This is a genomic window from Streptomyces sp. NPDC087420 (genome assembly GCF_044744165.1).
Taxonomy (GTDB): Bacteria; Actinomycetota; Actinomycetes; order Streptomycetales; family Streptomycetaceae; genus Streptomyces.
The window spans coordinates 290,881-314,045 of the sequence record NZ_JBIUXU010000009.1; the positions used below are offsets into that span (position 1 = coordinate 290,881).

Here is a 23,165-nt window from a genome sequence, read left to right on the forward strand (position 1 = left end):
ACCATGCCCCAGCACCCCTCCGCCACCGTCCGCCAGGCCCGCGAGGCGCTCGCGGCACGGCTACGTGACCTCCGGCTCGACGCTGGGATCTCAGGGCGTGAACTGGCCGCCAGGTGCGCATGGTCCGAGTCGAAGACATCGCGCATTGAGAACGCACGCACCCAGCCGTCGGATGCCGATATCCGACGCTGGTGCGTGGCCTGCCGTGCCGCCGACCGGTCGGCGGACCTGGTCGCGGCCAACAGGCAGTCCACTGAGGCGAATGTGGAGTGGCGGGGCTTCAACGCTCCGGTCTGCGAAACCTTCAGGAGGCCGGCGCGTCACTGTACGAACGTACCGAGCGATTCCGTGTGTACTGCTCCGACGTGGTGCCTGGCTTTCTACAGACGCCGGATTACGCGAACGCGCTGCTCACTTCCATCGCGTCCTTCCGGGGCACCCGGGACGACGTGGAGGAAGCCGTCGCGGCGAGGCTGAGGCGCAACAGGGTCATACATGAAGACAGGCGCCAGTTCTTCCTTGTGGTGGAGGAGTCCGTTCTCCGGTACCGCATCGGCAACGACAGGACGATGTCCGCCCAACTCGACCACCTTCTGACCTTCACGTCCCGCCCCAATGTCGCCCTGGGCGTGATTCCGTTCTCCGCCAGACGCACCATGTGGCCCTTGCCGACCTTCACGGTGTTCGATGCCGAACGCGTACACGCCCACGGTGTTCGATGCCGAACGCGTACACGCCGACACACTGGACGCTGCGGTTACCTTGACCCAGCCGAGTCAGGTCGATCTGTACGCAAGAGCGTTCGACCTCCTCGCACGGCATTCCGCGCGAGGAGAGGCTGCGCGGAAGCTGATTTCCGACGCTGCGGAACGTCTTCGCAGAGCCTGAGTGGGCCCCGCGCGGGTCGCGACCGGTGCCGGTCACTGCGTCCTCAATCGCCGGACGGGCTTGATCGTTTCCCCCGTCACCACGGCACACCCAAGCCCCTCCGGCGCTTGAGGACATCAGTGACCCGCGCCCGCTACAGGGCGTTACGCGTCAACCACTCGTCGTGGTTGTACGAGTCCCTCGACGGGTCCGGGGCCGTCGCCGGGACGGCCTGGACCGTGTCCTCCAGGCGGATGCGCTCCGGCAGTTTGCCGAAGCGGGTGTGGCGGGTCGTTTCGGCCTGGTCCTGGGGGGTCTTCGCATCGGGCATGTCGACGCCTCCTTCGTTGAGACGGGAACCTTGTGTCGGCGGTGGCTATTCCTCGGTCGTCCGGCGGCAGCCCCGTTTCCTCCGGCGTCGTACTCTGGAAGCACCCCGGCCCGTGCGACGTGTCGGGCCCTTCGCGTTGTCCCGCTCAACGGACGTTCGCCCCCCGCTCAACGGATCTGGACGGAAACCACCCTTCATGAGCCTGCACGGTCTGCTCGACGCCGTCATCAAGGACCCGGCGCTCGCCGAAGCGGTGACGGCCGCCGCCGACGGTCACCGTATGCACGTCGACCTCGTCGGGCCGCCCGCCGCGCGGCCCTTCGCCGTCGCCGCCCTGGCGCGGGAGTCGGGGCGGCCGGTGCTGGCCGTGACGGCGACCGGGCGGGAGGCCGAGGATCTGGCGGCGGCGCTGCGGACGCTGCTGGACCCGGACACCGTCGTCGAGTACCCGTCCTGGGAGACGCTGCCGCACGAGCGGCTCTCGCCCCGGTCCGACACCGTCGGCCGGCGCATCGCCGTCCTGCGCCGCCTCGCCCACCCCGCCAAGGACGATCCGTCCGCCGGGCCGGTGAGTGTGGTGGTGTCGCCCATTCGTTCCGTCCTTCAGCCGCAGGTCAAAGGGTTGGGGGAGCTGGAGCCCGTCGCGCTTCGCAGCGGGCAGAGCGCCGATCTGAACGAAGTGACCGAGGCCCTCGCCGCAGCCGCCTACGCCCGCGTGGAGCTGGTCGAGAAGCGTGGCGAGTTCGCCGTACGCGGGGGGATCCTCGATGTGTTCCCGCCCACCGAGGAGCATCCCCTGCGGGTGGAGTTCTGGGGCGACGACGTCGAGGAGATCCGTTACTTCAAGGTCGCCGACCAGCGTTCGCTGGAGGTCGCCGAGCACGGGCTGTGGGCGCCGCCCTGCCGTGAGCTGCTGCTGACCCCGCAGGTACGGGAGCGGGCCGCCGCGCTCGCCGAGCTCCACCCGGAGCTGGGCGAGCTGCTCGGCAAGATCGCCGAGGGGATCGCCGTCGAGGGCATGGAGTCCCTGGCCCCGGTGCTGGTGGACGACATGGAGCTGCTGCTCGACGTCCTGCCCCAGGGGTCCATGGCGCTGGTGTGCGAACCGGAGCGGGTACGGACCAGGGCCGCCGACCTCGTCGCCACCAGCCAGGAGTTCCTCCAGGCGTCCTGGGCCGCCAGCGCCGAGGGCGGGAAGGCCCCCATCGACGTGGGCGCGGCCTCCCTCTGGGGCATCGCGGACGTCCGGGACCGGGCGCGTGAGCTGGGCATGATGTGGTGGTCCGTGTCCCCGTTCGCGGCGGACGAGGACGTCTCGGCGGAGACGATCAGGCTCGGGATGCGCGCCCCGGAGTCGTACCGCGGCGACACCTCCCGCGCCCTCGCCGACACCAAGGGGTGGCTGGCCGACGGCTGGCGCACGGTGTACGTCACGGAGGGCCAGGGCACCGCCTCCCGTACGGTCGAGGTGCTGGGCGGGGAGGGCATCGCGGCCCGCCTCGACACCCCGGAGGCCGGGAACGGCCGCGGGCTCGTGGACATCTCGCCGAACGTCGTGCACGTCGCCCGGGGCTCCATCGACTGGGGATTCGTCGATCCCGCGCTCAAGCTCGCCGTCCTGACCGAGACCGACCTCTCCGGGCAGAAGGCCGCCGGCAAGGACGGCCAGCGCCTGCCCACCAAGCGCCGCAAGACCATCGACCCCCTCACGCTGGAGGCGGGCGACTTCATCGTCCACGAACAGCACGGCGTGGGCCGGTACGTGGAAATGGTGCAGCGCACGGTCCAGGGCGCGACCCGTGAGTACCTGCTGGTCGAGTACGCCGCCGCCAAGCGCGGACAGCCCGGCGACCGGCTGTACATCCCGACCGACCAGCTGGAGCAGGTGACCAAGTACGTCGGCGGCGAGGCGCCCACGCTGCACCGCCTCGGCGGCGCCGACTGGACGAAGACCAAGCAGCGCGCCAAGAAGGCCGTCAAGGAGATCGCCGCCGACCTGATCAAGCTCTACTCGGCGCGCATGGCGGCCCCGGGCCACGCCTTCGGCCCCGACACCCCCTGGCAGCGCGAGCTGGAGGACGCCTTCCCGTACGTGGAGACGCCCGACCAGCTCTCCACGATCGCCGAGGTCAAGGAGGACATGGAGAAGACGGTCCCGATGGACCGGCTGGTCTGCGGCGACGTCGGGTACGGCAAGACGGAGATCGCCGTACGGGCCGCCTTCAAGGCCGTCCAGGACGGCAAGCAGGTCGCCGTGCTCGTACCGACCACACTGCTGGTGCAGCAGCACTTCGGTACGTTCTCCGAGCGGTACGCGCAGTTCCCCGTCTCCGTGAAGGCCCTCTCCCGTTTCCAGTCGGACGCCGAGGCCAAGGCGACGCTCCAGGGGCTGCGGGAAGGCGCGGTCGACATCGTCATCGGTACGCACCGGCTGTTCTCGGCCGAGACGAAGTTCAAGGATCTCGGCCTGGTCATCGTGGACGAGGAACAGCGCTTCGGCGTCGAGCACAAGGAACAGCTCAAGAAGCTCCGTGCCAACGTCGACGTCCTCACGATGTCCGCGACGCCCATCCCCCGTACGCTCGAAATGGCCGTCACCGGCATCCGCGAGATGTCGACCATCACCACCCCGCCGGAGGAGCGCCACCCGGTGCTGACCTTCGTGGGCCCGTACGAGCAGAAGCAGATCGGCGCGGCCGTCCGCCGTGAACTGCTGCGTGAGGGCCAGGTGTTCTACATCCACAACCGCGTGGAGTCGATCGACCGGGCCGCGGCCCGGCTGCGCGAGATCGTCCCCGAGGCGCGGATCGCCACGGCGCACGGGCAGATGGGCGAGAGCGCCCTGGAACAGGTCGTGGTCGACTTCTGGGAGAAGAAGTTCGACGTGCTGGTCTCCACGACGATCGTCGAGTCCGGCATCGACATCTCGAACGCCAACACGCTGATCGTGGAGCGCGGCGACAACTTCGGCCTGTCCCAACTCCACCAGCTGCGCGGCCGGGTGGGCCGTGGGCGCGACCGCGGGTACGCGTACTTCCTCTACCCGCCCGAGAAGCCGCTGACCGAGACCGCGCACGAACGGCTCGCGACGATCGCCCAGCACACCGAGATGGGCGCGGGCATGTACGTGGCCATGAAGGACCTGGAGATCCGCGGCGCGGGCAACCTGCTCGGCGGCGAACAGTCCGGCCACATCGCGGGCGTCGGCTTCGACCTGTACGTCCGCATGGTGGGCGAGGCGGTCGCGGACTACCGCGCCGCCGTGGACGGCACGGTGGAGGAGGCCGCGCCGCTGGAGGTCAAGATCGAGCTGCCGGTCGACGCGCACGTCCCGCACGAGTACGCGCCGGGCGAGCGGCTGCGCCTCCAGGCGTACCGCGCGATCGCCTCCGCGAACACCGAGGAGGACATCACGGCGGTACGCGAGGAGCTGACCGACCGCTACGGCAAGCTGCCGGAGCCGGTGGAGAACCTGCTGCTGGTGGCGGGCCTGCGGATGCTGGCGCGGGCGTGCGGGGTGGGCGAGATCGTGCTCCAGGGTCCCAACATCCGCTTCGCGCCGGTGGAGTTGAGGGAGTCGCAGGAGCTGCGCCTCAAGCGGCTGCATCCCCGTACGGTCATCAAGCCGGCGGCGCACCAGATCCTGGTGCCGCGCCCGACGGCCGGCAAGATCGGCGGGAAGCCGGTGGTGGGACGCGAACTGCTGTCGTGGACCGGGGAGTTCCTGGCGACGATCCTGGGGTCCTGAGTCCACTGCCCGTTCCCTGCCGCCCGTTGAGTCCGGGAATGCCGGGCATACGTCTCCTGCCGGGCCGGCCGGCGGGAAGCGTAGGGTGCGGGCGTGAACAGACGTGCGGTACGGGTGGCGCGGGCAGGTCTGCGCGGTGGGGCCGTGGTGCTGGCGGTCGCCGTCCTCGGCGGGTGCGAGGGCGGGATCGGCATCGACCCGGGGCCCGCCGCGTCGGCCGGGGCAGAGGACCAGGGCTCAGGCTCGGGCGGTTCCGGCGCCGGTCCGCTGAAGAACCCCGACGGGACGAAGCGCGGGCTCGCTCCCCTCACGTCGGAGGCGGACAGGAGCGCGGGCCGCAAGCTCATCGACCGGGTGAAGACGAAGGGGCGCGGCCCCAAGACGGGGTATGACCGGGACAAGTTCGGCTACGCCTGGCTGGACTCCGCCGACGGGGTGCCGTACGCGCACAACGGCTGTGACACCAGGAACGACCTGCTCGCCCGGGACGGGGAGCGGCTGAAGTACCGGTCGGAGTCCGACTGCGTCGTGGTCTCGATGACGCTGCGGGACCCGTACACCGGCAAGACGATCGAGTGGCGCAAGCAGTCCGCGTCGAAGGTGCAGATCGACCATGTGATGCCGCTGTCGTACGACTGGCAGATGGGCGCGGCCCGTTGGGACGAGGACAAGCGCAAGCAGATCGCCAACGACCCGCTCAACCTCATCCCGGTGGACGGGCCGACCAACGGCGCCAAGTCGGACTCGGGCCCGGCGTCCTGGCTGCCGCCGGACAAGGGGATCCGGTGTTCGTACGTGGTGCGGTTCGCCCAGGTCTCGCTCAAGTACGAACTGCCCGTGACGGCGGCGGACAAGAAGGTGATGCTCCGTCAGTGCGGTGGCTGACGCGGGTGGTGGGTGAGCGGATGATCGCGCCGGGCGTGAGGACGGTCGTACGGCCCCGTCAGCCGTCCAGGTTCGCGAGGTCCACCACGTCCTTGTCGGCGGGGACCTCCGCCGCGACCGGCCGGTCGAACTCCGAGAACGCCATGGTTCCCTCCTCCTTGCCGGTCCAGACGATCTTGAGCAGGTACGGCTTCCCCTCCGCCGCGACGTGCACGGTGTAGTCGGACGAACCGTCCGTCTCCGTGAGGGTGAGCGCCGGCTGTCCGTCCACCGTGCTTACCGGCCCCTTGCGGGCCACGCTGTCGCCGCCCTCGAACGCGGCCAGCAGCTCGTCCAGATCGCAGAAGCCGACCAGGTCCTTGGCGTCGGGCTCCTTCGCGTCGGCCTTGATCCACCGGTTGGCGAGCATCTCGACCGCCGCGTCCACCTCGGCCTTCGGCTGCCCCTTGCCCTGCGACCTGAGCAGCTTTTCGTCGTACTTCATGTACACGGTCGAGCCGGTCTTGGTGAGCGTCACCGTGCCCTGCCCGTTCATCGACATCGTGCCGGCGCAGTCGCCCTTCTTGTCGAGCGCCACATCGACGGCTATGCGCCCCTCCGGGTCGGGCATGTCGGCCTTCAGGGTCAGCGAGGTGGCGGCGCGGGTCGCGGCGAAGGCCTGGTCCATGACCTCGGGGCCCGACTGGCCCGCGAAGGGCGCGGGCTTCTTTTTGGCCTTCGCGGCCTTCGTGGACTTCTTGGCCGGGCTGTTGTCGCCGCCCGAGCCCGGTCTGCAGGCCGGGAGCGTCAGGACGGCGGCCGCACAGAGGGCGGCGAGGGCGCCACGGCGGGCGCGGGACGAGAGGAGTACATGCATGGCGGTCTCCGGGAAAGTTGTGTGGCGATACGTCAATGACAACAGATGCTGTGAACCGAGTCAACCACGATTTTTAGAATCGCCCACGTCCACCATGTGAATCCGTACGAAGTGGTGCGCGCCGCTATGCTCGGTCCGACACGACAGCCGTGCGGGTGAGGGAGGCAGCCAGGTGCCGGAGAACGCAGCGGAGGTCACAGCCGCCGGAATCGCCCGGCTCGCCGGCGTCGGAAGGGCCGCCGTCAGCAACTGGCGCCGCCGCCACACCGACTTCCCCCAGCCTGTCGGAGGCACCGAGACCAGCCCCTCCTTCGCCCTCGGCGAGGTCGAACAATGGCTGCGTGACCAGGGGAAACTGGCCGAGGTCCCGCTCCGCGAACGCGTCTGGCAGGAGGTCTCGGGCGACCCCGCCGGCGCCGCCTCCGCCCTGATCCGTACGGGCTGCGCCCTCCTCCTCGTCCACGAGCGCCCCATGGTCTGGCTGGAGCTGGCCGCCGCCAGTGACGTGCGGTTCGCCGAGCTGCTGCCCGCCGCCCTGGACGACGTCCTCACCGCCCGCCTCGGCGAACAGGGCGACAGACCGGTTCACACCCCCGGCAGCCGAGAGTTGCGGGCACGCGTGCCCCTGCTCCGCGCGGCCGCCGAACTGGCCGCCGACCTCGGCGCCCGCCAGGCCTTCGAGTTCCTGCTCGGCCGCTACCTCGACGCCAACCCCCGCCAGTACACGCTCACCCCGCCCGAAGCCGCCGCCCTGATGACCGCACTGGCCGGCGCCACGGCCGAGGGCGTCAGCGTGCTCGACCCCGCCGCGGGCACCGGCACGCTGCTGCGCGCCGTCCCGCACCCGGCCGCCCTCCACGCCCAGGAGGCCGTCCCCGAGCCCGCCGCGCTCACCGCGCTGCGCCTCGCCCTCCATACGGAGGCCGACGTGCGCGTACACGCGGGCGACACCCTGCGCGCCGACGCGTTCCCCCGGCTCGCGGTCGACGCCGTCCTCTGCCACCCGCCGTTCAACGAGCGCAACTGGGGCCACGACGAGCTGGCCTACGACCCGCGCTGGGAGTACGGCTTCCCGGCCCGTACGGAGTCCGAACTGGCCTGGGTCCAGCACGCCCTGGCCCGCCTGCGCCCCGGTGGCACCGCCGTCCTGCTGATGCCGCCCGCCGCCGCCTCCCGCCGCTCCGGCCGCCGGATCCGCGCCGACCTGCTGCGGCGCGGCGCCCTGCGCGCCGTCGTGGCCCTGCCGGCCGGCGCCGCGCCCCCGTACGGCATCCCGCTCCACCTCTGGGTCCTGCGCAGGCCCGCCGCCGGCGACCGGCCCGCCCCCGAGCTGCTCCTGGTCGACACCGCCGGTCTCGCCGCCCCCGGGGGCGGGCGCGACACCCTCGACTGGTCCGCCGTCCACAGCACGGTCCTCGAAGCCTGGGGAGCCTTCGAGCGGCAGGGCACGGTCGAGGAGCGGCCCGGCGTCAGCGGCGCGGTGTCCGTCATCGAGCTCCTGGACGACGACGTGGACCTGGCCCCCGCCCGCCATCTCCCGCCCCCGGCCGCCGCGAGCGGCACGGCCGAACTCGCCCTCGTACGGGAGCGGCTGACGGACACCCTGCGCCGCACCCACGACCTGGTCCCGCCGGCCGTCACGGTGGCGGACAGGGCAGGGGAGGCGGCCCAGGCCCATGTGCCCGCCGTGACCGTCACCGTCACCGTCGGCGAACTCGCCCGCGCCGGGGCCCTGGTGCTCCACGCGGGCGGCACCGGCACAAGCACAGGCGCCGCCACGCCCGCCCCGCCCACGCCCCCCACCCCCGTCCTCACCGAACAGGACGTGCTCGCCGGCCGCGCCCCCTCCGGCGCGCTCCCCGAAGGCCCGCCCGAGGAGCCCGTACGTACCGAGGAAGGGGACGTCGTCGTCCCCGTCCTAGGAGGCGGCGCGGTGGTGCGCGTGGTCGACGCCGCGACGGCCGGCGCCGCCCTCGGCCGCAACCTCCAGCTGCTGCGACCGGATCCGGCCGCCCTCGACGCCTGGTTCCTCGCCGGATTCCTGCGGGGCACGGCCAACAACCGCCGCGCGAGCAGCTACGCCTCCACCGCCACCCGGCTCGACGTACGGCGTCTGCGACTGCCCAGGCTCCCGCTCGCCGACCAGCGGCGGTACGGTGAACGCTTCCGCGCGCTGGCCGCCTTCGAGGATGCGGTGAGGCTCGCGGGACAGTTGGGGGAACAGCTGGTGCGAGGGCTTCACGACGGCCTGACGGACGGCAGCGTCGACCCCGGCTGAACGACGGCCCCGGATCCGTTCCGTGGCCGGTACGGGCCTGTACGGGCCCGGTTCGGGGAGGAGTTGCCGATGCGGTACCGGATGCGCGCAACCCGGGGGCGGTGTGTCACCGTCGCTGTATACGCTCGTCCCCGTACAGCGGGTTCCGCCTCGTCCCCAGGCCCTCAGGAGCAGTGATGCACGGCCACGGCTACGTGCCGCCGCAACAACCGCGAGACGGATCCGCGGTCATCGTGTTGCGTGTGTTCTTCGCGCTGGCCGCTGTCCTCAGCTGCGGATTCCTCGCCTGGGCGCCGATGCTGCGGCTCGCCGTCATCACCCGCAAGGGCCTGAACTGGGCGCTGTTGGTCCTCACCGTCGCGGTGCTCGTCCTCTGCGTCGTGATGATCGGCACGGACAAGACCGAGGACCTGTCGGCCACCCGGTCGGACGTCGGCGTGGGGCTGCTCCTGCTGACCGCGGTCGCCGTCCTCGTCTACTACCTGTACGCGGAGATCGCGCACTTCAGCCGACGCAACGCCCAAGCGGCTTACCCGCAGCCGCAGCCCGTCCCGCCGCAGGCCGCCTACGGCTACCCCCCGGTGGGAACGGCCACCCCGCCGCCCGCCGTGCGCCCGCATGTCCCGCCGCCCCCGGCCGTACCCCCGGCGCACAGCCACCCCGCGGACTTCGCGCGTACGGACACCCCGCACCCGGACCCGTTGCGCACGGACGGCCCGCGCACCTCCGATCTGCCCCGCACCTCCGATCTCCCGCGCACCACCGACCACCCCCGCATCGACCAGGTGCGCGCCGAGCTGGACGAGTTGAGCGACTTCCTGCGCAAGGGCAAGGGCCAGGAAGACCGGTGAACGGACGGGTCATCGCGGACCGTTACGAGCTCTCCACGGTCATAGGACAGGGAGGCATGGGCCAGGTCTGGACCGCGTACGACCAGCGGCTCGACCGCCGCGTCGCCGTCAAGCTCCTGCGCCCCGACCGGATGACCGCCGCCAGCGGCGCCGACGAGATGCGCCGCCGCTTCGTCCGCGAGTGCCGGGTCACCGCCCAGGTCGACCACCCGGGCCTGGTCACCGTCCACGACGCCGGCGGCGACAACGACGACCTCTACCTCGTCATGCAGTACGTGGAGGGCGCGGACCTCGCCGACCACCTCGCCGAGCACGACCCGTACCCCTGGCCCTGGGCCGTCTCGGTCGCCGCCCAGCTCTGCTCCGTCCTCGGCGCCGTGCACGCGGTGCCCATCGTCCACCGCGACCTCAAGCCGCGGAACGTGATGGTGCGGCCCGACGGTACGGTCACGGTCCTCGACCTCGGTGTCGCCTCCGTCCTGGACACCGACACCACCCGCCTCACCCACACCGGTTCGCCCATCGGCAGCCCGGCCTACATGGCGCCCGAGCAGGCGATGGGCGGCGCCGTCGGCCCGTACACCGACCTCTACGCCCTCGGCGTGCTCCTCCACGAACTCCTCAGCGGGAACGTGCCGTTCGCGGGCTCCACCGTCCTCGGGGTCCTGCACCGCCATCTGTACGAGGCGCCCGTGCCGATCCGCCGGCTCAGGGCCGAGGTCCCCGAGCAGCTGGAGCGCATCGTGCTGCGGCTGCTCGCCAAGGACCCGCAACACCGCCCCGCCGGCGCCCAGGAGGTGTACGAACACCTCGTCCCGCTCCTGCCCGCCCGGGGCGGCCCCACGGGCCCGCTCGACCCGACCCGCCCCTTCCTGCGCCCGCACGCCCCCTGGCCGGACCGCGCCACCACCGTGCCGTCCCCGCCGGTGACCCAGCAGGCACCCGTCCCGGCCGAACGGCCGGACGTGGCCGCCGCAGTGGACGAGGTCAAGCGGCTGCTGGGGGAGGGCAGCATCACGCAGGCCGTGGACATCCTCGGCGGCATCCTGCCCGCCGCCGCGGCGGAGCACGGCGAGTACTCCCCGGTGGTCCGCATCCTGCGCAAGCAGTACGCGTCGACCCTGCTGGACGACGGCCAGTACCGGCGCGCCCTCCCGGAGTTGCGCCGCCTCGCCGACGACAGGACGGCCGAGGCGGGCGCCGGCGACCCGCAGGCGCTCCAGTTCCGGTACGAGGCCGCGCAGTGCCTGGAACAGCTCGGGGAGGCCGCCGCCGCGCTCGCGGAGTACCGCGCGCTGGTGCCGTACTACGAAAGCATGCGGCAGCCCGGCGGCGACGCGGGCCGGTCCTTCGAGATCCGCCACCGCATCGGGCACCTGCTGCTCGCGGTGGGCGACCACGCGGCTGCGCGGCAGCAGTTGCAGAGCCTGCTGTGGGACACGGAGCGGGCGTACGGTCCGTACCACCCGCTCCCCGCCGAACTGCGGCGCGCGCTCGAACACCAACAGCAGTTCCGGGGCGCCTGATGACGGTCCGGAGCCAGTTGATCAGGTTCGCCCTGGTCGGAGTGGTGAACACCGGGACCTACTACGCCCTTTACCTGCTCCTGCTGACCCGGCTGCCGTATGTCGCCGCGCATGTGATCGCGTTCACACTCTCCATGGTCGGCTCCTTCTTCCTCAACAGCCACTTCACCTACCGGACGCGCCCGACCTGGCGGAAGTTCGTGCTCTTCCCGCTCACCAACGCCGCGAACTTCGTGATCACCACCAGCGGTGTCTACCTGCTGGTGGACGTTCTGCGCCTCAGCAGCCGTTACGCCCCGCTGGGCGCCGCGGGCGCGGCCGTGCCGATCACTTTTGTGGTCTCGCGCGCGATCATGCTCCGCCCCGACCGGGACCCGGAATCGACTTCTCGGGCGGGGCGCACCCCAATCTCCCGGTGAATCGTTGGTCGAACCAGTGGCCCCTGCCACGCGGACTGCCTAACATCGATCACTGCAAGGCCTTGTGCATCGCCGCACAATCACGCCGGGAGGCTCCCTTTGCACCGCCGCCGTCGCACCGCGCTCTCCTTCTCCGTCGCGCTCCTCGCCGCGGCTCCCCTGCTCACCGCCTGCGGCAGCGACGCCCATCCCGGGGCCGCGGCGGTGGTCGGCGGGCAGCGGATCGAGGTGTCCACCCTCCAGGGAGCGGTACGGGACGTCCGCACCGCCCAGGAGGCGTCGCCCCAGTCGGCCGAACTCATCAAGAACACCGGCAGGCTCAGCCAGATCAAGCTGAACGGCATGATCTTCGACCGCATCCTCCAGCGGGCGGCGGACGACGCCGACGTGACGGTGAGCCGCAAGGAGATCCAGGCCGCCCGGCAGCAGGCGGTCGCGCAGTCCGGCGGCGAGAAGCAGTTCCTCGCGCTGGCGCTCCAGCAGGGCGCGGTCACCCCGGACCAGCTCGACGAGGCGATCCGCCGTGACGTCCTGCTGACGAAGGTCGGCGCGGCGCTGGGCGCGGACTCGATGACACCGCAGGGCCAGCAGAAACTGGTGGCCGGCCTCGCCGCGACGTCCAAGAAGCTGAGCATCGACGTGAACCCGCGCTACGGCAGCTGGGACAACAGCAAGGTCCAGCTGGGCGACGCGAAGACCCCGTGGATCACCCAGGTGACCAAAGAGGCCCCGCAGGAACAACCGACGGACGCGTAGATCAAGCGCGCCCGCCGCTTGAGGACACCCGCCCGGCGCACTTCAAGCCTGTCCGGCGTTTGAGGACACCCACCCGCCGGGCGGATCATTCAAGCCCGTCCGGCGTTTGACGACAAACCGCCCGCCGGGCGGCTCCGGCACGACCCGCCGCACCCCCAGCCCGTCCGGCGCTTGAGGACACGCCCGCCGGGCGGGCCCGGCACGCACCGGAGGTAGGTTCAAGAGGTGACCCAAGAACCTCCCGCCACCGCCGACCAGGACACCGCGGCCCCCGGCCGCATCGTGCTGCTCACCGCCAGCCACCGCGTCGCCCCCGGCCTCCTCTCCTGGCCCGCCTGGCAGACCCTGCACGCCGCCGACCGGGTCCTCTGCGCGGATCCCGCGCACCCACAGCTCCCGTACCTCCGCGAGGCCGGCGTCACCGTCGAGCACACCGCGCCCACCGCGCGAGAGCTGGTCGAGGACTGCGTGGGCGGCCGTACGGTCGTGGTCCTGCCCACCCCCGACGCCGACGTCACGGACACCGCCCTCACCGACGGCCTCGCCCGCCTGGCCGGCTCCGGCCGCGTCCAGATGCCGGACCTGGAGCTGCTCCCCGGCTCGTACGACCTCCCCGGCGCCCGGCTCCTCGACCTCGTCCAGGTCATGGACCGCATCCGCGCCGAATGCCCCTGGTCCTCGATCCAGACGCACCAGGGCCTCGCCAAGTACGGCATCGAGGAGGCGTACGAACTGGTCGAGGCGATCGAGGACGGCGACGGCGACGAGCTGCGCGAGGAGCTGGGGGACGTCCTGCTCCAGGTGGTCTTCCACGCCCGGATCGCCCAGGACGGCCTGGACGAGGACATCGAGCCGTTCTCCATCGACGACGTCGCCGGCACGCTCGTGGACAAGCTCATCCACCGCCATCCCCATGTCTTCGGCGACGCGACCGCCGAGACCCCCGAGGACGTCAAGGCGCACTGGCTGCGGACCAAGGCGATCGAGAAGCAGCGCGACTCGGTCACCGACGGCGTCCCGCTGGGCCAGCCGGGACTCGCCCTGGCCGCCAAGCTCGCGGGCCGGGTCCGTACAGCGGGCCTGGACGTCCGGCCCCCGGCGGGCGACGGCATCGGCTACGAACTCCTCGCCCTGGCCATGGAGGCGGAGCGCACCGGCGTCGACCCGGAGACGGCCCTGCGCGCCGCCGCGCGCACGTACCGGGACGCGATCCGCGCCGCGGAGGGCCTCGCCGAATAACCCGTACGACAACCCGTACCGACAACCCCTACCAACAGGCCCGTACCAACCGCCCGAACCAGCCACGATTACTGTCGGGGCATGTCCACCCCCGATGTGCCCGAGCTCTTCACCTGGGAGTTCGCCACCGACCCCTATCCCGCCTACGCCTGGCTGCGCGAGCACGCGCCCGTGTACCGGACCGAGCTGCCCAGCGGCGTGGAGGCCTGGCTCGTCACGCGGTACGCCGACGCCAAGCGGGCGCTCGCCGACCCCCGGCTCTCCAAGAACCCCGTCCACCACGCCGGGTCGGCGCACGCCAAGGGGAGGACGGGGATCCCGGGGGAGCGCAACGCCGAGCTGATGACCCATCTGCTGAACATCGACCCGCCGGACCACACCCGGCTGCGGCGGCTCGTGTCCAAGGCCTTCACCCCCCGGCGCGTGGCTCAATTCGCGCCACGCGTGCAGGAGCTGACGGACCGTCTCATCGACGGCTTCGCGGCGAAGGGCGAGGCGGACCTCATCCACGACTTCGCCTTCCCTCTCCCCATCTACGCGATCTGCGACCTGCTCGGGGTGCCGCGCGAGGACCAGGACGACTTCCGCGACTGGGCCGGGATGATGATCCGCCACGGCGGCGGCCCGCGCGGCGGCGTCGCGCGGTCGGTCAAGAAGATGCGGAGCTATCTCGCCGAACTCATCCACCGTAAGAGGGAGAACCCGGGCGACGACCTGATCTCCGACCTGATCCGGTCGAGCGACCACGGCGAGCACCTCACCGAGAACGAGGCCGCCGCGATGGCCTTCATCCTTCTCTTCGCCGGGTTCGAGACGACCGTCAACCTCATCGGGAACGGCATGTACGCGCTGCTGCGCCACCCGGGGCAGCGCGCGCTGCTCCAGGCCTCGCTCGACGCGGGGGAGAGCGGCCTGCTGGCGACCGGCGTCGAGGAACTGCTGCGCTACGACGGGCCGGTGGAACTGGCGACGTGGCGGTATGCCACCGAGCCGCTGACGCTCGGCGGGCAGGCGGTCGCGACCGGCGATCCCGTCCTGGTGGTCCTCGCGGCGGCCGACCGGGACCCCGCGCGGTTCGAGGATCCGGACCGGCTGGATCTCGCACGGCGTGACAATCAGCATCTCGGTTACGGACACGGCATCCACTACTGCGTCGGCGCGCCGCTCGCCCGGCTGGAAGGACAGGCCGCGCTCGGCACGCTGCTGACGCGCCTGCCCGATGTGCGACTTGCGGGAGATCCAGCCGATTTGCGGTGGCGGGGAGGGCTCATCATGCGTGGATTGCGCACACTTCCGGTGCAGTTCACGCCTTTGCCCAGCTGACCAGCAGCCCTGAAATAACTGACGGTCCGTCAGGAATGTGACTTTCACGTGATCTCCCCTGCATCGACTTGTGACAAGCGTTCGAGTCCGGCTACGTTCACCGACAGCTCAGCAGCCACACGCTGTAGTCGATTTCACGTGTGACGCTCCCTGCGTCGTACGGCACACGGAAGGCAACCGCATGTCCGCGAACGGCCGACACCGTCGCCCCCGCCAGGCGCCCGCCCTCATCGTCGCGGCGGGGGTGACCGGCTCCGCGATCGCCATTCCTCTGCTCGGCGCCACCTCCGCGAGCGCGGCGGACGCCTCCACCTGGGACCGCGTCGCCGACTGCGAGAGCGGGGGCGCGTGGAGCGCGGACCTCGGCAACCGTTACTACGGCGGACTCCAGATCGCCCAGGAGACCTGGGACGACTTCGGCGGCGGCGACTACGCGACCCGCCCCGACCTCGCCAGCCGCTCGCAGCAGATAGCGGTCGCCGAGAAGATCCTCGACGCCCAGGGCCCGTCGGCCTGGGCCAGCTGCGCGCCCGTCGCGGGACTCCTGAAGAACACCGAGGAGCCCCAGGTGGACCCCGGAGCGGCTCCCGGGGCAACCGAGGAGTCCGCGACCCCGGAGGCGTCCACGGAGCCCGGCAGCGCGGCGGACACGGATCGGGCGGAAGGCTCCGACACCACCCCGACCACTCCCGACAGCACCCCCTCCGCACGTGCGAAGAGCGCGGGCGACGAGCGGGGCGGCAGCGGCGACGGTACGGACACCGGCGCCACGGACGCGGGCACGCCCAGCCCTTCCCGCTCCGCCACCCCCTCCTCCGGAGCCACCACGGACACCGTCAAGGGCAAGCACCGCGGCGGCGCGGCCCCCGAGGCCCCGGCGGCCTCCCCCGGCGCGACCGGCGCCACGCCGGACAACTCGGGCGAAGAGCGCGAAAGCGGCCGTCACGCCTCCCGAGGTGACGGGGTGACACGTGACGCGGAGGGTGTGACGACCGGCGTCGCCGGCACCCCCGACGGCGAGTACGTCGTACGCGCCGGTGACTGCCTGTGGCGTATCGCGGACGAGAACGGGGTCGAGGGCGGCTGGTCCGCCCTCTATGAGGCGAACAAGGACGTGCTCGGCTCCGACCCCGATCTCATCCTGCCTGGCCAGACCGTTGATCTCGGCGTGAAGTAGGAGCAGTTGACGGTCCGCCCCCGGTCCGCCTCCGGGGGCGGTTGGAGACCCTATGTCCACTTCTGCGCAAGTGAGACAAGGGTCTCTTTGTCTCAACAGAGGACCTTTGGCCCCCAGGTGGCACGTTTTCGGCCCTCACCTGCGAAAACACAGACGGAACACAGGGGAGTTCGGGCGATTTTTCCCGGATCGGGCTCTTTGAACATCGGGTGGACCTGTGTCTACGGTCTGAACCGCTCGCACCGCGGGCCTCGTCGACCGTCACGCCGAATCCTGCCGTCGGTCGGGGGGAGTAATCGTCGCGTCAAGCGCCGAAGGCAGGAGCGGGGGACCCAAAGGTTAGGTGCCGGCCCCGGCCGTCGAGAGACGGCCGACGACCGGCTCGGGGTGAAGCCGCGTACAGCGAGGCCGGAAGGCCCCGTTGGCACGCGGCCGGGCAACTCACTTGGCCCGAACCCGACAGCTGACCTCGCAGGCGTCGGTGAGGAGATAGCTTCATGCTGCGTTCCAAGGCCAAGCACCGCCGTCCGTCCAAGGCCGTCCGTTACGCCACGCTCGCCGGGGTGACCGGTGCCGCCGTCGCGGTCCCGCTGCTCGGCGCCACGTCCGCCTCCGCCGCCACCACCGCCGAGTGGGACCAGGTCGCCGCGTGCGAGTCCGGCGGCAACTGGTCCATCAACACCGGCAACGGCTTCTACGGCGGGCTCCAGTTCACCCCGTCCACCTGGGCCGCGTACGGCGGCACCGCCTACGCCGCCCGCGCCGACCAGGCCTCCAAGTCCCAGCAGATAGCCGTCGCCGAGAAGGTCCTCGCGGGCCAGGGCAAGGGCGCGTGGCCGAGCTGTGGTGTGGGCCTCTCCGGCGCCTCGAACGACTCCGCCCCGGCCGCCCCGTCGCAGCCGGCCGAGCAGCCCGCCGCGCAGCCGCAGCAGTCCGCGCCGCAGCAGTCCGCGCCGTCGACGCGCAGCGCCGAGCAGCCGGCCTCGCGCGGTACGAGCCGTCCCACCACGATCAAGAAGGGTGACGGCGAGTACAAGGTCAAGTCCGGCGACACCCTGTCGAAGATCGCCGCCGGTCACCACGTCAAGGGTGGCTGGAAGAAGCTGTTCGACCTGAACAAGGACATCGTCACGGACGCGGACGTGATCTTCCCGGGCCAGCAGCTCCACCTGAGCTGAGCCCGGTCGCACGGTGAGCTGACCCGCTCACCCCCCGGGGCCGTCCGTCCCCCTCCGCGGCCCCACCCCGGTCCACCCCGGCTCCGCGCGTTCTTCCCCCGTACGCGCGCGGGCCGGGGTTTCCCCGTTCCGGCCGCACGACCGAGGCACGCGCCCGGCCGCACGACCCAGCCACGCGCCCAGCCGCACGACCCAGCCACGTGCCCGGCCGCACGACCGGCCGGAACGGCCCGCCCCACGCCCGTTCGCCCCCATGTCATCAGGATGACGTCTTCATTTCGTCCCAGCGGGCGGGCACCGGCCTGCCGACGGCCCGGGGCCGGTTAGGCTCGTGTCGCGCGGCCGAGCGGCCCCGCACCCAAAGCGTCACATCCCATGAAGGAGATGCTCGTGCCGTCCATCGACGTCGTCGTAGCCCGGGAAATCCTCGACTCCCGAGGCAACCCCACGGTCGAGGTCGAGGTCGGCCTCGACGACGGCAGCACCGGCCGTGCTGCTGTCCCCTCCGGTGCCTCCACCGGTGCGTTCGAGGCCCTTGAACTCCGCGACGGTGACCCCAACCGTTACCAGGGCAAGGGTGTCGAGAAGGCCGTCCTCGCCGTCATCGAGCAGATCGGCCCGGAGCTGGTCGGGTACGACGCCACCGAGCAGCGCCTCATCGACCAGGCGATGTTCGACCTGGACGCCACCCCGGACAAGTCGTCGCTCGGCGCCAACGCCATCCTCGGCGTCTCCCTCGCCGTCGCGCACGCCGCCTCCGAGGCCTCCGACCTGCCGCTCTTCCGCTACCTCGGCGGCCCGAACGCGCACCTGCTGCCCGTTCCGATGATGAACATCCTGAACGGCGGCTCGCACGCCGACTCGAACGTGGACATCCAGGAGTTCATGATCGCCCCGATCGGCGCGGAGTCCTTCTCCGAGGCCCTGCGCTGGGGCGCCGAGGTCTACCACACGCTCAAGCGCGTCCTGAAGGACAAGGGCCTGTCGACCGGCCTCGGTGACGAGGGCGGCTTCGCGCCGAACCTGGACTCCAACCGCGCCGCGCTCGACCTCATCCTCGAAGCCATCAAGGAAGCCGGTTACGCGCCGGGCCGCGACATCGCGCTCGCGCTCGACGTCGCCGCGTCCGAGTTCTACAAGGACGGCACGTACGAGTTCGAGGGCAAGTCCCGCTCCGCCGCCGAGCTGACCGAGTACTACGAGGAGCTCGTCGCCTCCTACCCGCTGGTCTCCATCGAGGACCCGCTGTACGAGGACGACTGGGCCGGCTGGAAGGTCCTCACCGACAAGCTGGGCTCCAAGGTCCAGATCGTCGGCGACGACCTCTTCGTCACCAACCCCGAGCGCCTCGCCCGCGGCATCGAGGAGGGCTCCGCGAACGCCCTGCTCGTCAAGGTCAACCAGATCGGCTCGCTCACCGAGACGCTGGACGCCGTCGAGCTGGCCCAGCGCAGCGGCTTCAAGTGCATGATGTCCCACCGTTCCGGCGAGACCGAGGACGTCACCATCGCCGACCTCGCCGTCGCCACCAACTGCGGCCAGATCAAGACCGGCGCGCCCGCCCGCTCGGAGCGCGTGGCCAAGTACAACCAGCTGCTGCGCATCGAGGAGATCCTCGACGACGCCGCGGTGTACGCCGGCCGCAGCGCGTTCCCCCGCTTCAAGGGCTGACCGCACCGCTCGGCGGGTGCTGACCAGGCCGGTCGGCAGGCGCTGACCAGCCCGTCGTACGTACGTCCCCGTCCCCGGTCCCGTACCGTGTCCGGGGACGTACGTACGTGACAGGGGAGGCGGACCATGGCCGGGAACCGGGACCGGTTCTCCACCGCGACCAGGCTGCGGGTGCTCGGTGAGCAGACCGCGGCCCGTGTCTACCGTTCGCAGAACCGCCGCCAGGCCCGCCGCTCCCGGCTCACCGGACGCGCGGCCTTCCTCGCCCTGGTGGTCTGCACCCTGGTCGTGGCGCTCGCGTATCCGATGCGGCAGTACGTGTCGCAGCAGAACGAGATCGCCGACCAGGAGAAGCTCTCGCGCGAGGCGCGGCAGCGGGTGGAGGAGCTGCGCGACGAGAAGGCGCGTCTCCAGGACGACGCCTACATCGAGCGGCTGGCCCGCGAGCATCTCCACTACGTGATGCCGGGGGACACCGGCTACACGATGATCGACCCGGACGCGGCGCGGCAGGAACGCGAGGACCAGGGCGCGGCCGACCGCCCCTGGTACTCGAACGTGCTGGACAGCGTGGACAACGCGGACCGCCCGGACACGTAACACTCGACGTACGTATGCACAGAGACACCCACGCAGACACCCACACAGACCGATCTCACGCATCACGCAGCTGAGCAGAACCTAGGCAGGCATGGACACGCCCCCTCCGCAGACCGAACGCACCGAGCCCACCGAGGCGGACGTCGCGGCTTTCAAGGAACAGCTGGGCCGCCCGCCCCGCGGGCTGCGGGCCATCGCGCACCGCTGTCCCTGCGGACAGCCGGACGTGGTCGAGACCGCCCCGCGGCTCCCCGACGGCACGCCCTTCCCGACGACGTACTACCTGACCTGCCCGCGCGCGGCCTCGGCCATCGGCACGCTGGAGGCGAACGGCGTCATGAAGGAGATGTCCGAGCGCCTCGCGACCGATCCCGGTCTGGCCGCCGCGTACCGCGAGGCCCATGAGGACTACCTGGCACGCCGGGACGCCATCGAGGTCCTGGAGGGCTTCCCCAGCGCCGGTGGCATGCCGGACCGGGTGAAGTGCCTGCACGTCCTGGTCGGCCACTCGCTGGCGGCGGGCCCCGGCGTGAACCCGCTGGGGGACGAGGCGCTGGCGATGCTGCCGGAGTGGTGGCGCAAGGGCCCGTGCGTGACGCCGTGCGGGGCCACCCCGGAAGAAGACCGAGCCACGGACGGGAGTCCGGCATGACGAGGGTCGCGGCCATCGACTGCGGTACGAACTCGATCCGCCTGCTTGTCGCGGACATCGACTCCGGTACGGGCGAACTCACCGACCTGGACCGGCGGATGACGATCGTCCGGCTGGGCCAGGGCGTGGACAGGACGGGCCGCCTCGCCCCCGAGGCGCTGGAGCGCACCTTCGCCGCCTGCCGTGAGTACGCGGCCGTCATCGCGAAGCACGCGGTGGAGAGGGTCCGCTTCGTGGCGACCTCCGCCTCCCGCGACGCCGAGAACCGCGACGACTTCGTCCGCGGGGTCCTGGACATCCTGGGTGTCGAGCCCGAGGTCGTCACGGGCGACGAGGAGGCGGCCCTCTCCTTCACCGGCGCCACGAGCGAGCTGGCCGTCCGGGACAGCTGCCTGGTCGTGGACATCGGCGGCGGCTCGACGGAGTTCGTCGTCGGCGACGACCGGGTCAGGGCGGGACGGTCCGTGGACATCGGGTGCGTACGGCTGACCGAGCGGCACCTCCTGCACGACGGTGTCCTCAGCGACCCGCCCACGGCCGCCGAGGTGGCCGCGATGCGGGCCGACATCGAGGCGGCTTTGGACCTGGCCGGGGAGAGCGTCCCGCTGGAGGAGCCGCGCACGCTGGTGGGGCTCGCCGGTTCGGTGACCACGGTCGCCGGGATCGCGCTCGACCTGCCCGCGTACGACCCCGCCGCGATCCACCGCTCCCGTATCTCCTTCGCGCGGGTCGAGGAGATCACCGAGCGTCTTCTCCGGGCGACGCACGACGAGCGGGCGGCGATTCCCGTGATGCACGAGGGCCGGGTCGACGTGATCGGCGCGGGCTCCCTGATCCTGCTCGCGGTCATGGAGAGGACCGGTGCGACGGAGGTTGTCGTCAGCGAGCACGACATCCTCGACGGCATCGCCCACGGCGTCGCGGCGGACGTCCGGGGAGCCGCGCGGAGACCTCCGCGAGAAACTTCGTGAAGTTCTTCACAAGGAAAACGGCTCGCTTGGACGCTCTTCGTCTTCCGTAGGGCCGTCCGGTGGTCGAACAGGGTCCCCGGGCCTCAATGCGACGCAGTTCCGGGGGCGTTACGCGCGTATGAACCCGAGGGGTGGTCCACTCCGTGTAAGAGGGAGAGGAGCAGCTCACGAGGGGTGAACAAGGGCTCACCCACCCCTCCGGTACGGTGCCGGAAAAGGGCCCCCCGGCAAGGGGGCCGCGGAGTGTAGCACGGGGTACCCAACACCTTGTGAAGGGGCTCACGAGCACCCCCTCCGAGAGGGGTGGATACTCGATGGCATGAGCACCACGGAGCGTCCCAGGATCCTCGTTGTAGGCGGTGGGTACGTAGGCCTGTACGCAGCTCGTCGCATTCTGAAGAAGATGCGCTACGGGGAGGCGACCGTCACGGTTGTCGACCCTCGCTCGTACATGACGTACCAGCCCTTCCTCCCCGAAGCTGCCGCCGGCAGCATCTCGCCCCGGCATGTCGTCGTCCCGTTGCGACGCGTGCTGCCCAAGGCGGAGGTGCTCACCGGCCGGGTCACGACCATCGACCAGGACCGCAAGGTCGCCACGGTCGCGCCGCTCGTCGGCGAGGCCTACGAGCTGCCCTTCGACTACCTGGTCGTCGCGCTCGGCGCGGTCTCCCGTACCTTCCCGATCCCCGGCCTCGCCGAGCAGGGCATCGGCATGAAGGGCATCGAGGAGGCCATCGGCCTGCGCAACCATGTGCTGGAGCAGCTGGACAAGGCCGACTCGACCACCGACGAGGAGGTCCGCCGCAAGGCGCTGACCTTCGTCTTCGTGGGCGGCGGCTTCGCCGGCGCGGAGACCATCGGTGAGGTCGAGGACCTGGCCCGCGACGCGGCCAAGTACTACTCGAACGTCACGCGTGAGGACATGCGGTTCGTCCTCGTCGACGTCGCCGACAAGATCCTCCCCGAGGTCGGCCCGAAGCTGGGCGCGTGGGGCAAGGAGCACCTCGAGGGCCGCGGCGTCGAGATCTACCTCAAGACCGGCATGGACTCCTGCGTCGATGGTCACGTGGTGCTCAACAACGGCCTGGAGGTCGACTCCAACACGATCGTCTGGACGGCCGGCGTCAAGCCGAACCCGGCGCTCGCCCGCTACGGTCTCCCGCTCGGCCCCCGCGGCCACGTGGACACCAGCGAGAAGCTCCAGGTGCAGGGCACCGACTACATCTGGGCCGCCGGCGACAACGCCCAGGTCCCGGACATCGCCGCCCGCAAGGCCGGCGTGGAGAACGCTTGGTGCCCGCCGAACGCGCAGCACGCGCTCCGGCAGGCGAAGGTCCTCGGCGACAACGTGATGTCCGGCATGCGGGGCTTCCCGCAGAAGGACTACAGCCACGCCAACAAGGGCGCGGTCGCCGGTCTGGGCCTGCACAAGGGCGTCGCGATGATCGTCGCCGGCAAGGTGAAGATCAAGTTCAAGGGCCGGCTGGCCTGGTACATGCACCGTGGTTACCACGGCATGGCGATGCCGACCTGGAACCGCAAGATCCGGGTCTTCGCAGACTGGACGCTCGCGATGTTCCTCAAGCGCGAGGTCGTCTCGCTGGGTGCCATGGAGACGCCGCGCGAGGAGTTCTACGAGGCCGCGAAGCCGGCCCCGGCGGCCGCTGCCTCGCAGCCCGCGCAGGAGAAGGCCAAGGCCTCCTGACCGGCGGCGCCGGTACGACTGCGACCCGGTGAAGGGCCGCCCGCCATCCGTGGTGCGGGCGGCCCTTCCCCGCGTCCGGGCCCGCCCCGGCCCCCGCGTGCCCCGCCCCTGACGACAAGTCGCCCGCACCGG

The 23,165-nt window shown here is 71.3% G+C and carries 19 protein-coding genes, 1 pseudogene and 1 riboswitch; of the genes and pseudogenes, 18 read left to right on the forward strand and 2 right to left on the reverse strand.

Annotation, left to right across the window (positions count from 1 at the left end):
* Window positions 1-3: 3 nt before the first annotated feature.
* Window positions 4-477: a helix-turn-helix domain-containing protein gene (locus ACIO1C_RS20830; RefSeq protein WP_401865632.1), complete on the forward strand. Its 474-nt coding sequence runs from the start codon at window positions 4-6 to the stop codon at window positions 475-477.
* Window positions 369-656: pseudogene (locus tag ACIO1C_RS20835) on the forward strand (Scr1 family TA system antitoxin-like transcriptional regulator); the annotation flags it as partial. The gene ACIO1C_RS20830 and the pseudogene ACIO1C_RS20835, both read left to right, overlap by 109 nt.
* A 365-nt stretch (window positions 657-1,021) precedes the next feature.
* On the opposite strand, the gene ACIO1C_RS20840 reads toward ACIO1C_RS20835, so the two are convergent.
* Complete coding sequence (locus ACIO1C_RS20840) at window positions 1,022-1,198, reverse strand: hypothetical protein (RefSeq protein WP_401865824.1); 177 nt, start codon at window positions 1,196-1,198, stop codon at window positions 1,022-1,024.
* A gap of 196 nt (window positions 1,199-1,394) precedes the next feature.
* Here ACIO1C_RS20840 and mfd point away from each other — a divergent pair, with 196 nt between their 5' ends.
* Window positions 1,395-4,946 (forward strand): transcription-repair coupling factor, encoded by a 3,552-nt coding sequence (mfd, locus tag ACIO1C_RS20845; protein ID WP_401865826.1) that lies wholly within the window; start codon window positions 1,395-1,397, stop codon window positions 4,944-4,946.
* Window positions 4,947-5,039: 93 nt separating this feature from the next.
* Window positions 5,040-5,831, forward strand: coding sequence for an HNH endonuclease family protein (locus tag ACIO1C_RS20850; protein WP_401865633.1), 792 nt, complete (start codon window positions 5,040-5,042; stop codon window positions 5,829-5,831).
* Window positions 5,832-5,889: 58 nt separating this feature from the next.
* Here the strand turns inward: ACIO1C_RS20850 and ACIO1C_RS20855 are convergent, their stop codons facing one another.
* On the reverse strand, window positions 5,890-6,687 hold the full coding sequence (locus ACIO1C_RS20855) for a hypothetical protein (RefSeq protein WP_401865634.1): 798 nt from the start codon (window positions 6,685-6,687) through the stop codon (window positions 5,890-5,892).
* Between the two features lie 172 nt (window positions 6,688-6,859).
* Here ACIO1C_RS20855 and ACIO1C_RS20860 point away from each other — a divergent pair, with 172 nt between their 5' ends.
* The 14 genes from ACIO1C_RS20860 (at window position 6,860) to ACIO1C_RS20925 (ending at window position 23,033) form a co-directional block, all read left to right on the forward strand.
* Window positions 6,860-8,965 carry a class I SAM-dependent DNA methyltransferase gene (locus ACIO1C_RS20860; protein ID WP_401865636.1) on the forward strand — a complete coding sequence of 702 codons (2,106 nt, stop codon included), beginning with the start codon at window positions 6,860-6,862 and terminating at the stop codon, window positions 8,963-8,965.
* Window positions 8,966-9,141: 176 nt separating this feature from the next.
* Entirely contained in the window at window positions 9,142-9,816 is a 675-nt protein-coding gene (locus ACIO1C_RS20865; RefSeq protein ID WP_401865638.1) for a hypothetical protein, read from the forward strand.
* Window positions 9,813-11,342, forward strand: a complete 1,530-nt coding sequence (locus tag ACIO1C_RS20870) for a serine/threonine-protein kinase (RefSeq protein ID WP_401865640.1) — start codon at window positions 9,813-9,815, stop codon at window positions 11,340-11,342. Before ACIO1C_RS20865 ends, ACIO1C_RS20870 begins: the two co-directional genes overlap by 4 nt.
* Entirely contained in the window at window positions 11,342-11,761 is a 420-nt protein-coding gene (locus tag ACIO1C_RS20875) for a GtrA family protein (RefSeq protein WP_401865642.1), read from the forward strand. Before ACIO1C_RS20870 ends, ACIO1C_RS20875 begins: the two co-directional genes overlap by 1 nt.
* A gap of 99 nt (window positions 11,762-11,860) precedes the next feature.
* A complete protein-coding gene (locus ACIO1C_RS20880) occupies window positions 11,861-12,517 on the forward strand; it encodes a SurA N-terminal domain-containing protein (protein WP_401865644.1) in 657 nt (218 codons plus the stop codon).
* Window positions 12,518-12,742: 225 nt separating this feature from the next.
* The gene (locus tag ACIO1C_RS20885; protein WP_401865646.1) at window positions 12,743-13,756 is read left to right on the forward strand and encodes a nucleoside triphosphate pyrophosphohydrolase; all 1,014 of its coding nucleotides are present in this window, start codon (window positions 12,743-12,745) and stop codon (window positions 13,754-13,756) included.
* An 81-nt stretch (window positions 13,757-13,837) separates the two neighbouring features.
* Window positions 13,838-15,079, forward strand: coding sequence for a cytochrome P450 (locus tag ACIO1C_RS20890; protein ID WP_401865648.1), 1,242 nt, complete (start codon window positions 13,838-13,840; stop codon window positions 15,077-15,079).
* A gap of 181 nt (window positions 15,080-15,260) precedes the next feature.
* A complete protein-coding gene (locus ACIO1C_RS20895) occupies window positions 15,261-16,256 on the forward strand; it encodes a transglycosylase family protein (protein ID WP_401865650.1) in 996 nt (331 codons plus the stop codon).
* Between the two features lie 299 nt (window positions 16,257-16,555).
* Window positions 16,556-16,749: riboswitch (cyclic di-AMP (ydaO/yuaA leader) on the forward strand.
* A gap of 4 nt (window positions 16,750-16,753) precedes the next feature.
* Window positions 16,754-17,434: a transglycosylase family protein gene (locus ACIO1C_RS20900; protein ID WP_401865652.1), complete on the forward strand. Its 681-nt coding sequence runs from the start codon at window positions 16,754-16,756 to the stop codon at window positions 17,432-17,434.
* A gap of 384 nt (window positions 17,435-17,818) precedes the next feature.
* Window positions 17,819-19,105, forward strand: coding sequence for a phosphopyruvate hydratase (eno, locus tag ACIO1C_RS20905; protein WP_401865828.1), 1,287 nt, complete (start codon window positions 17,819-17,821; stop codon window positions 19,103-19,105).
* 126 nt (window positions 19,106-19,231) lie between these two features.
* Window positions 19,232-19,705 carry a septum formation initiator family protein gene (locus ACIO1C_RS20910; RefSeq protein ID WP_161311163.1) on the forward strand — a complete coding sequence of 158 codons (474 nt, stop codon included), beginning with the start codon at window positions 19,232-19,234 and terminating at the stop codon, window positions 19,703-19,705.
* Window positions 19,706-19,796: 91 nt separating this feature from the next.
* Window positions 19,797-20,357, forward strand: coding sequence for a DUF501 domain-containing protein (locus ACIO1C_RS20915; protein WP_401865654.1), 561 nt, complete (start codon window positions 19,797-19,799; stop codon window positions 20,355-20,357).
* Window positions 20,354-21,328, forward strand: a complete 975-nt coding sequence (locus tag ACIO1C_RS20920) for an exopolyphosphatase (protein ID WP_401865656.1) — start codon at window positions 20,354-20,356, stop codon at window positions 21,326-21,328. Before ACIO1C_RS20915 ends, ACIO1C_RS20920 begins: the two co-directional genes overlap by 4 nt.
* Window positions 21,329-21,647: 319 nt before the next feature.
* A complete protein-coding gene (locus tag ACIO1C_RS20925) occupies window positions 21,648-23,033 on the forward strand; it encodes an NAD(P)/FAD-dependent oxidoreductase (protein ID WP_401865658.1) in 1,386 nt (461 codons plus the stop codon).
* The last annotated feature ends 132 nt before the right edge of the window (window positions 23,034-23,165 follow it).

Excerpts from the sequence above, each read along its gene's own strand:
- mfd (WP_401865826.1), top strand. The coding sequence starts at position 1,395 with ATGAGCCTGCACGGTCTGCTCGACGCCGTCATCAAGGACCCGGCGCTC.
- ACIO1C_RS20900 (WP_401865652.1), top strand. The coding sequence starts at position 16,754 with ATGCTGCGTTCCAAGGCCAAGCACCGCCGTCCGTCCAAGGCCGTCCGT.
- eno (WP_401865828.1), top strand. The coding sequence starts at position 17,819 with ATGCTCGTGCCGTCCATCGACGTCGTCGTAGCCCGGGAAATCCTCGAC.
- ACIO1C_RS20915 (WP_401865654.1), top strand. The coding sequence starts at position 19,797 with ATGGACACGCCCCCTCCGCAGACCGAACGCACCGAGCCCACCGAGGCG.
- ACIO1C_RS20925 (WP_401865658.1), top strand. The coding sequence starts at position 21,648 with ATGAGCACCACGGAGCGTCCCAGGATCCTCGTTGTAGGCGGTGGGTAC.
- ACIO1C_RS20830 (WP_401865632.1), top strand. The coding sequence starts at position 4 with ATGCCCCAGCACCCCTCCGCCACCGTCCGCCAGGCCCGCGAGGCGCTC.
- ACIO1C_RS20920 (WP_401865656.1), top strand. The coding sequence starts at position 20,354 with ATGACGAGGGTCGCGGCCATCGACTGCGGTACGAACTCGATCCGCCTG.
- ACIO1C_RS20910 (WP_161311163.1), top strand. The coding sequence starts at position 19,232 with ATGGCCGGGAACCGGGACCGGTTCTCCACCGCGACCAGGCTGCGGGTG.
- ACIO1C_RS20875 (WP_401865642.1), top strand. The coding sequence starts at position 11,342 with ATGACGGTCCGGAGCCAGTTGATCAGGTTCGCCCTGGTCGGAGTGGTG.
- ACIO1C_RS20865 (WP_401865638.1), top strand. The coding sequence starts at position 9,142 with ATGCACGGCCACGGCTACGTGCCGCCGCAACAACCGCGAGACGGATCC.
- ACIO1C_RS20855 (WP_401865634.1), bottom strand. The coding sequence starts at position 6,687 with ATGCATGTACTCCTCTCGTCCCGCGCCCGCCGTGGCGCCCTCGCCGCC.
- ACIO1C_RS20840 (WP_401865824.1), bottom strand. The coding sequence starts at position 1,198 with ATGCCCGATGCGAAGACCCCCCAGGACCAGGCCGAAACGACCCGCCAC.
- ACIO1C_RS20890 (WP_401865648.1), top strand. The coding sequence starts at position 13,838 with ATGTCCACCCCCGATGTGCCCGAGCTCTTCACCTGGGAGTTCGCCACC.
- ACIO1C_RS20895 (WP_401865650.1), top strand. The coding sequence starts at position 15,261 with ATGTCCGCGAACGGCCGACACCGTCGCCCCCGCCAGGCGCCCGCCCTC.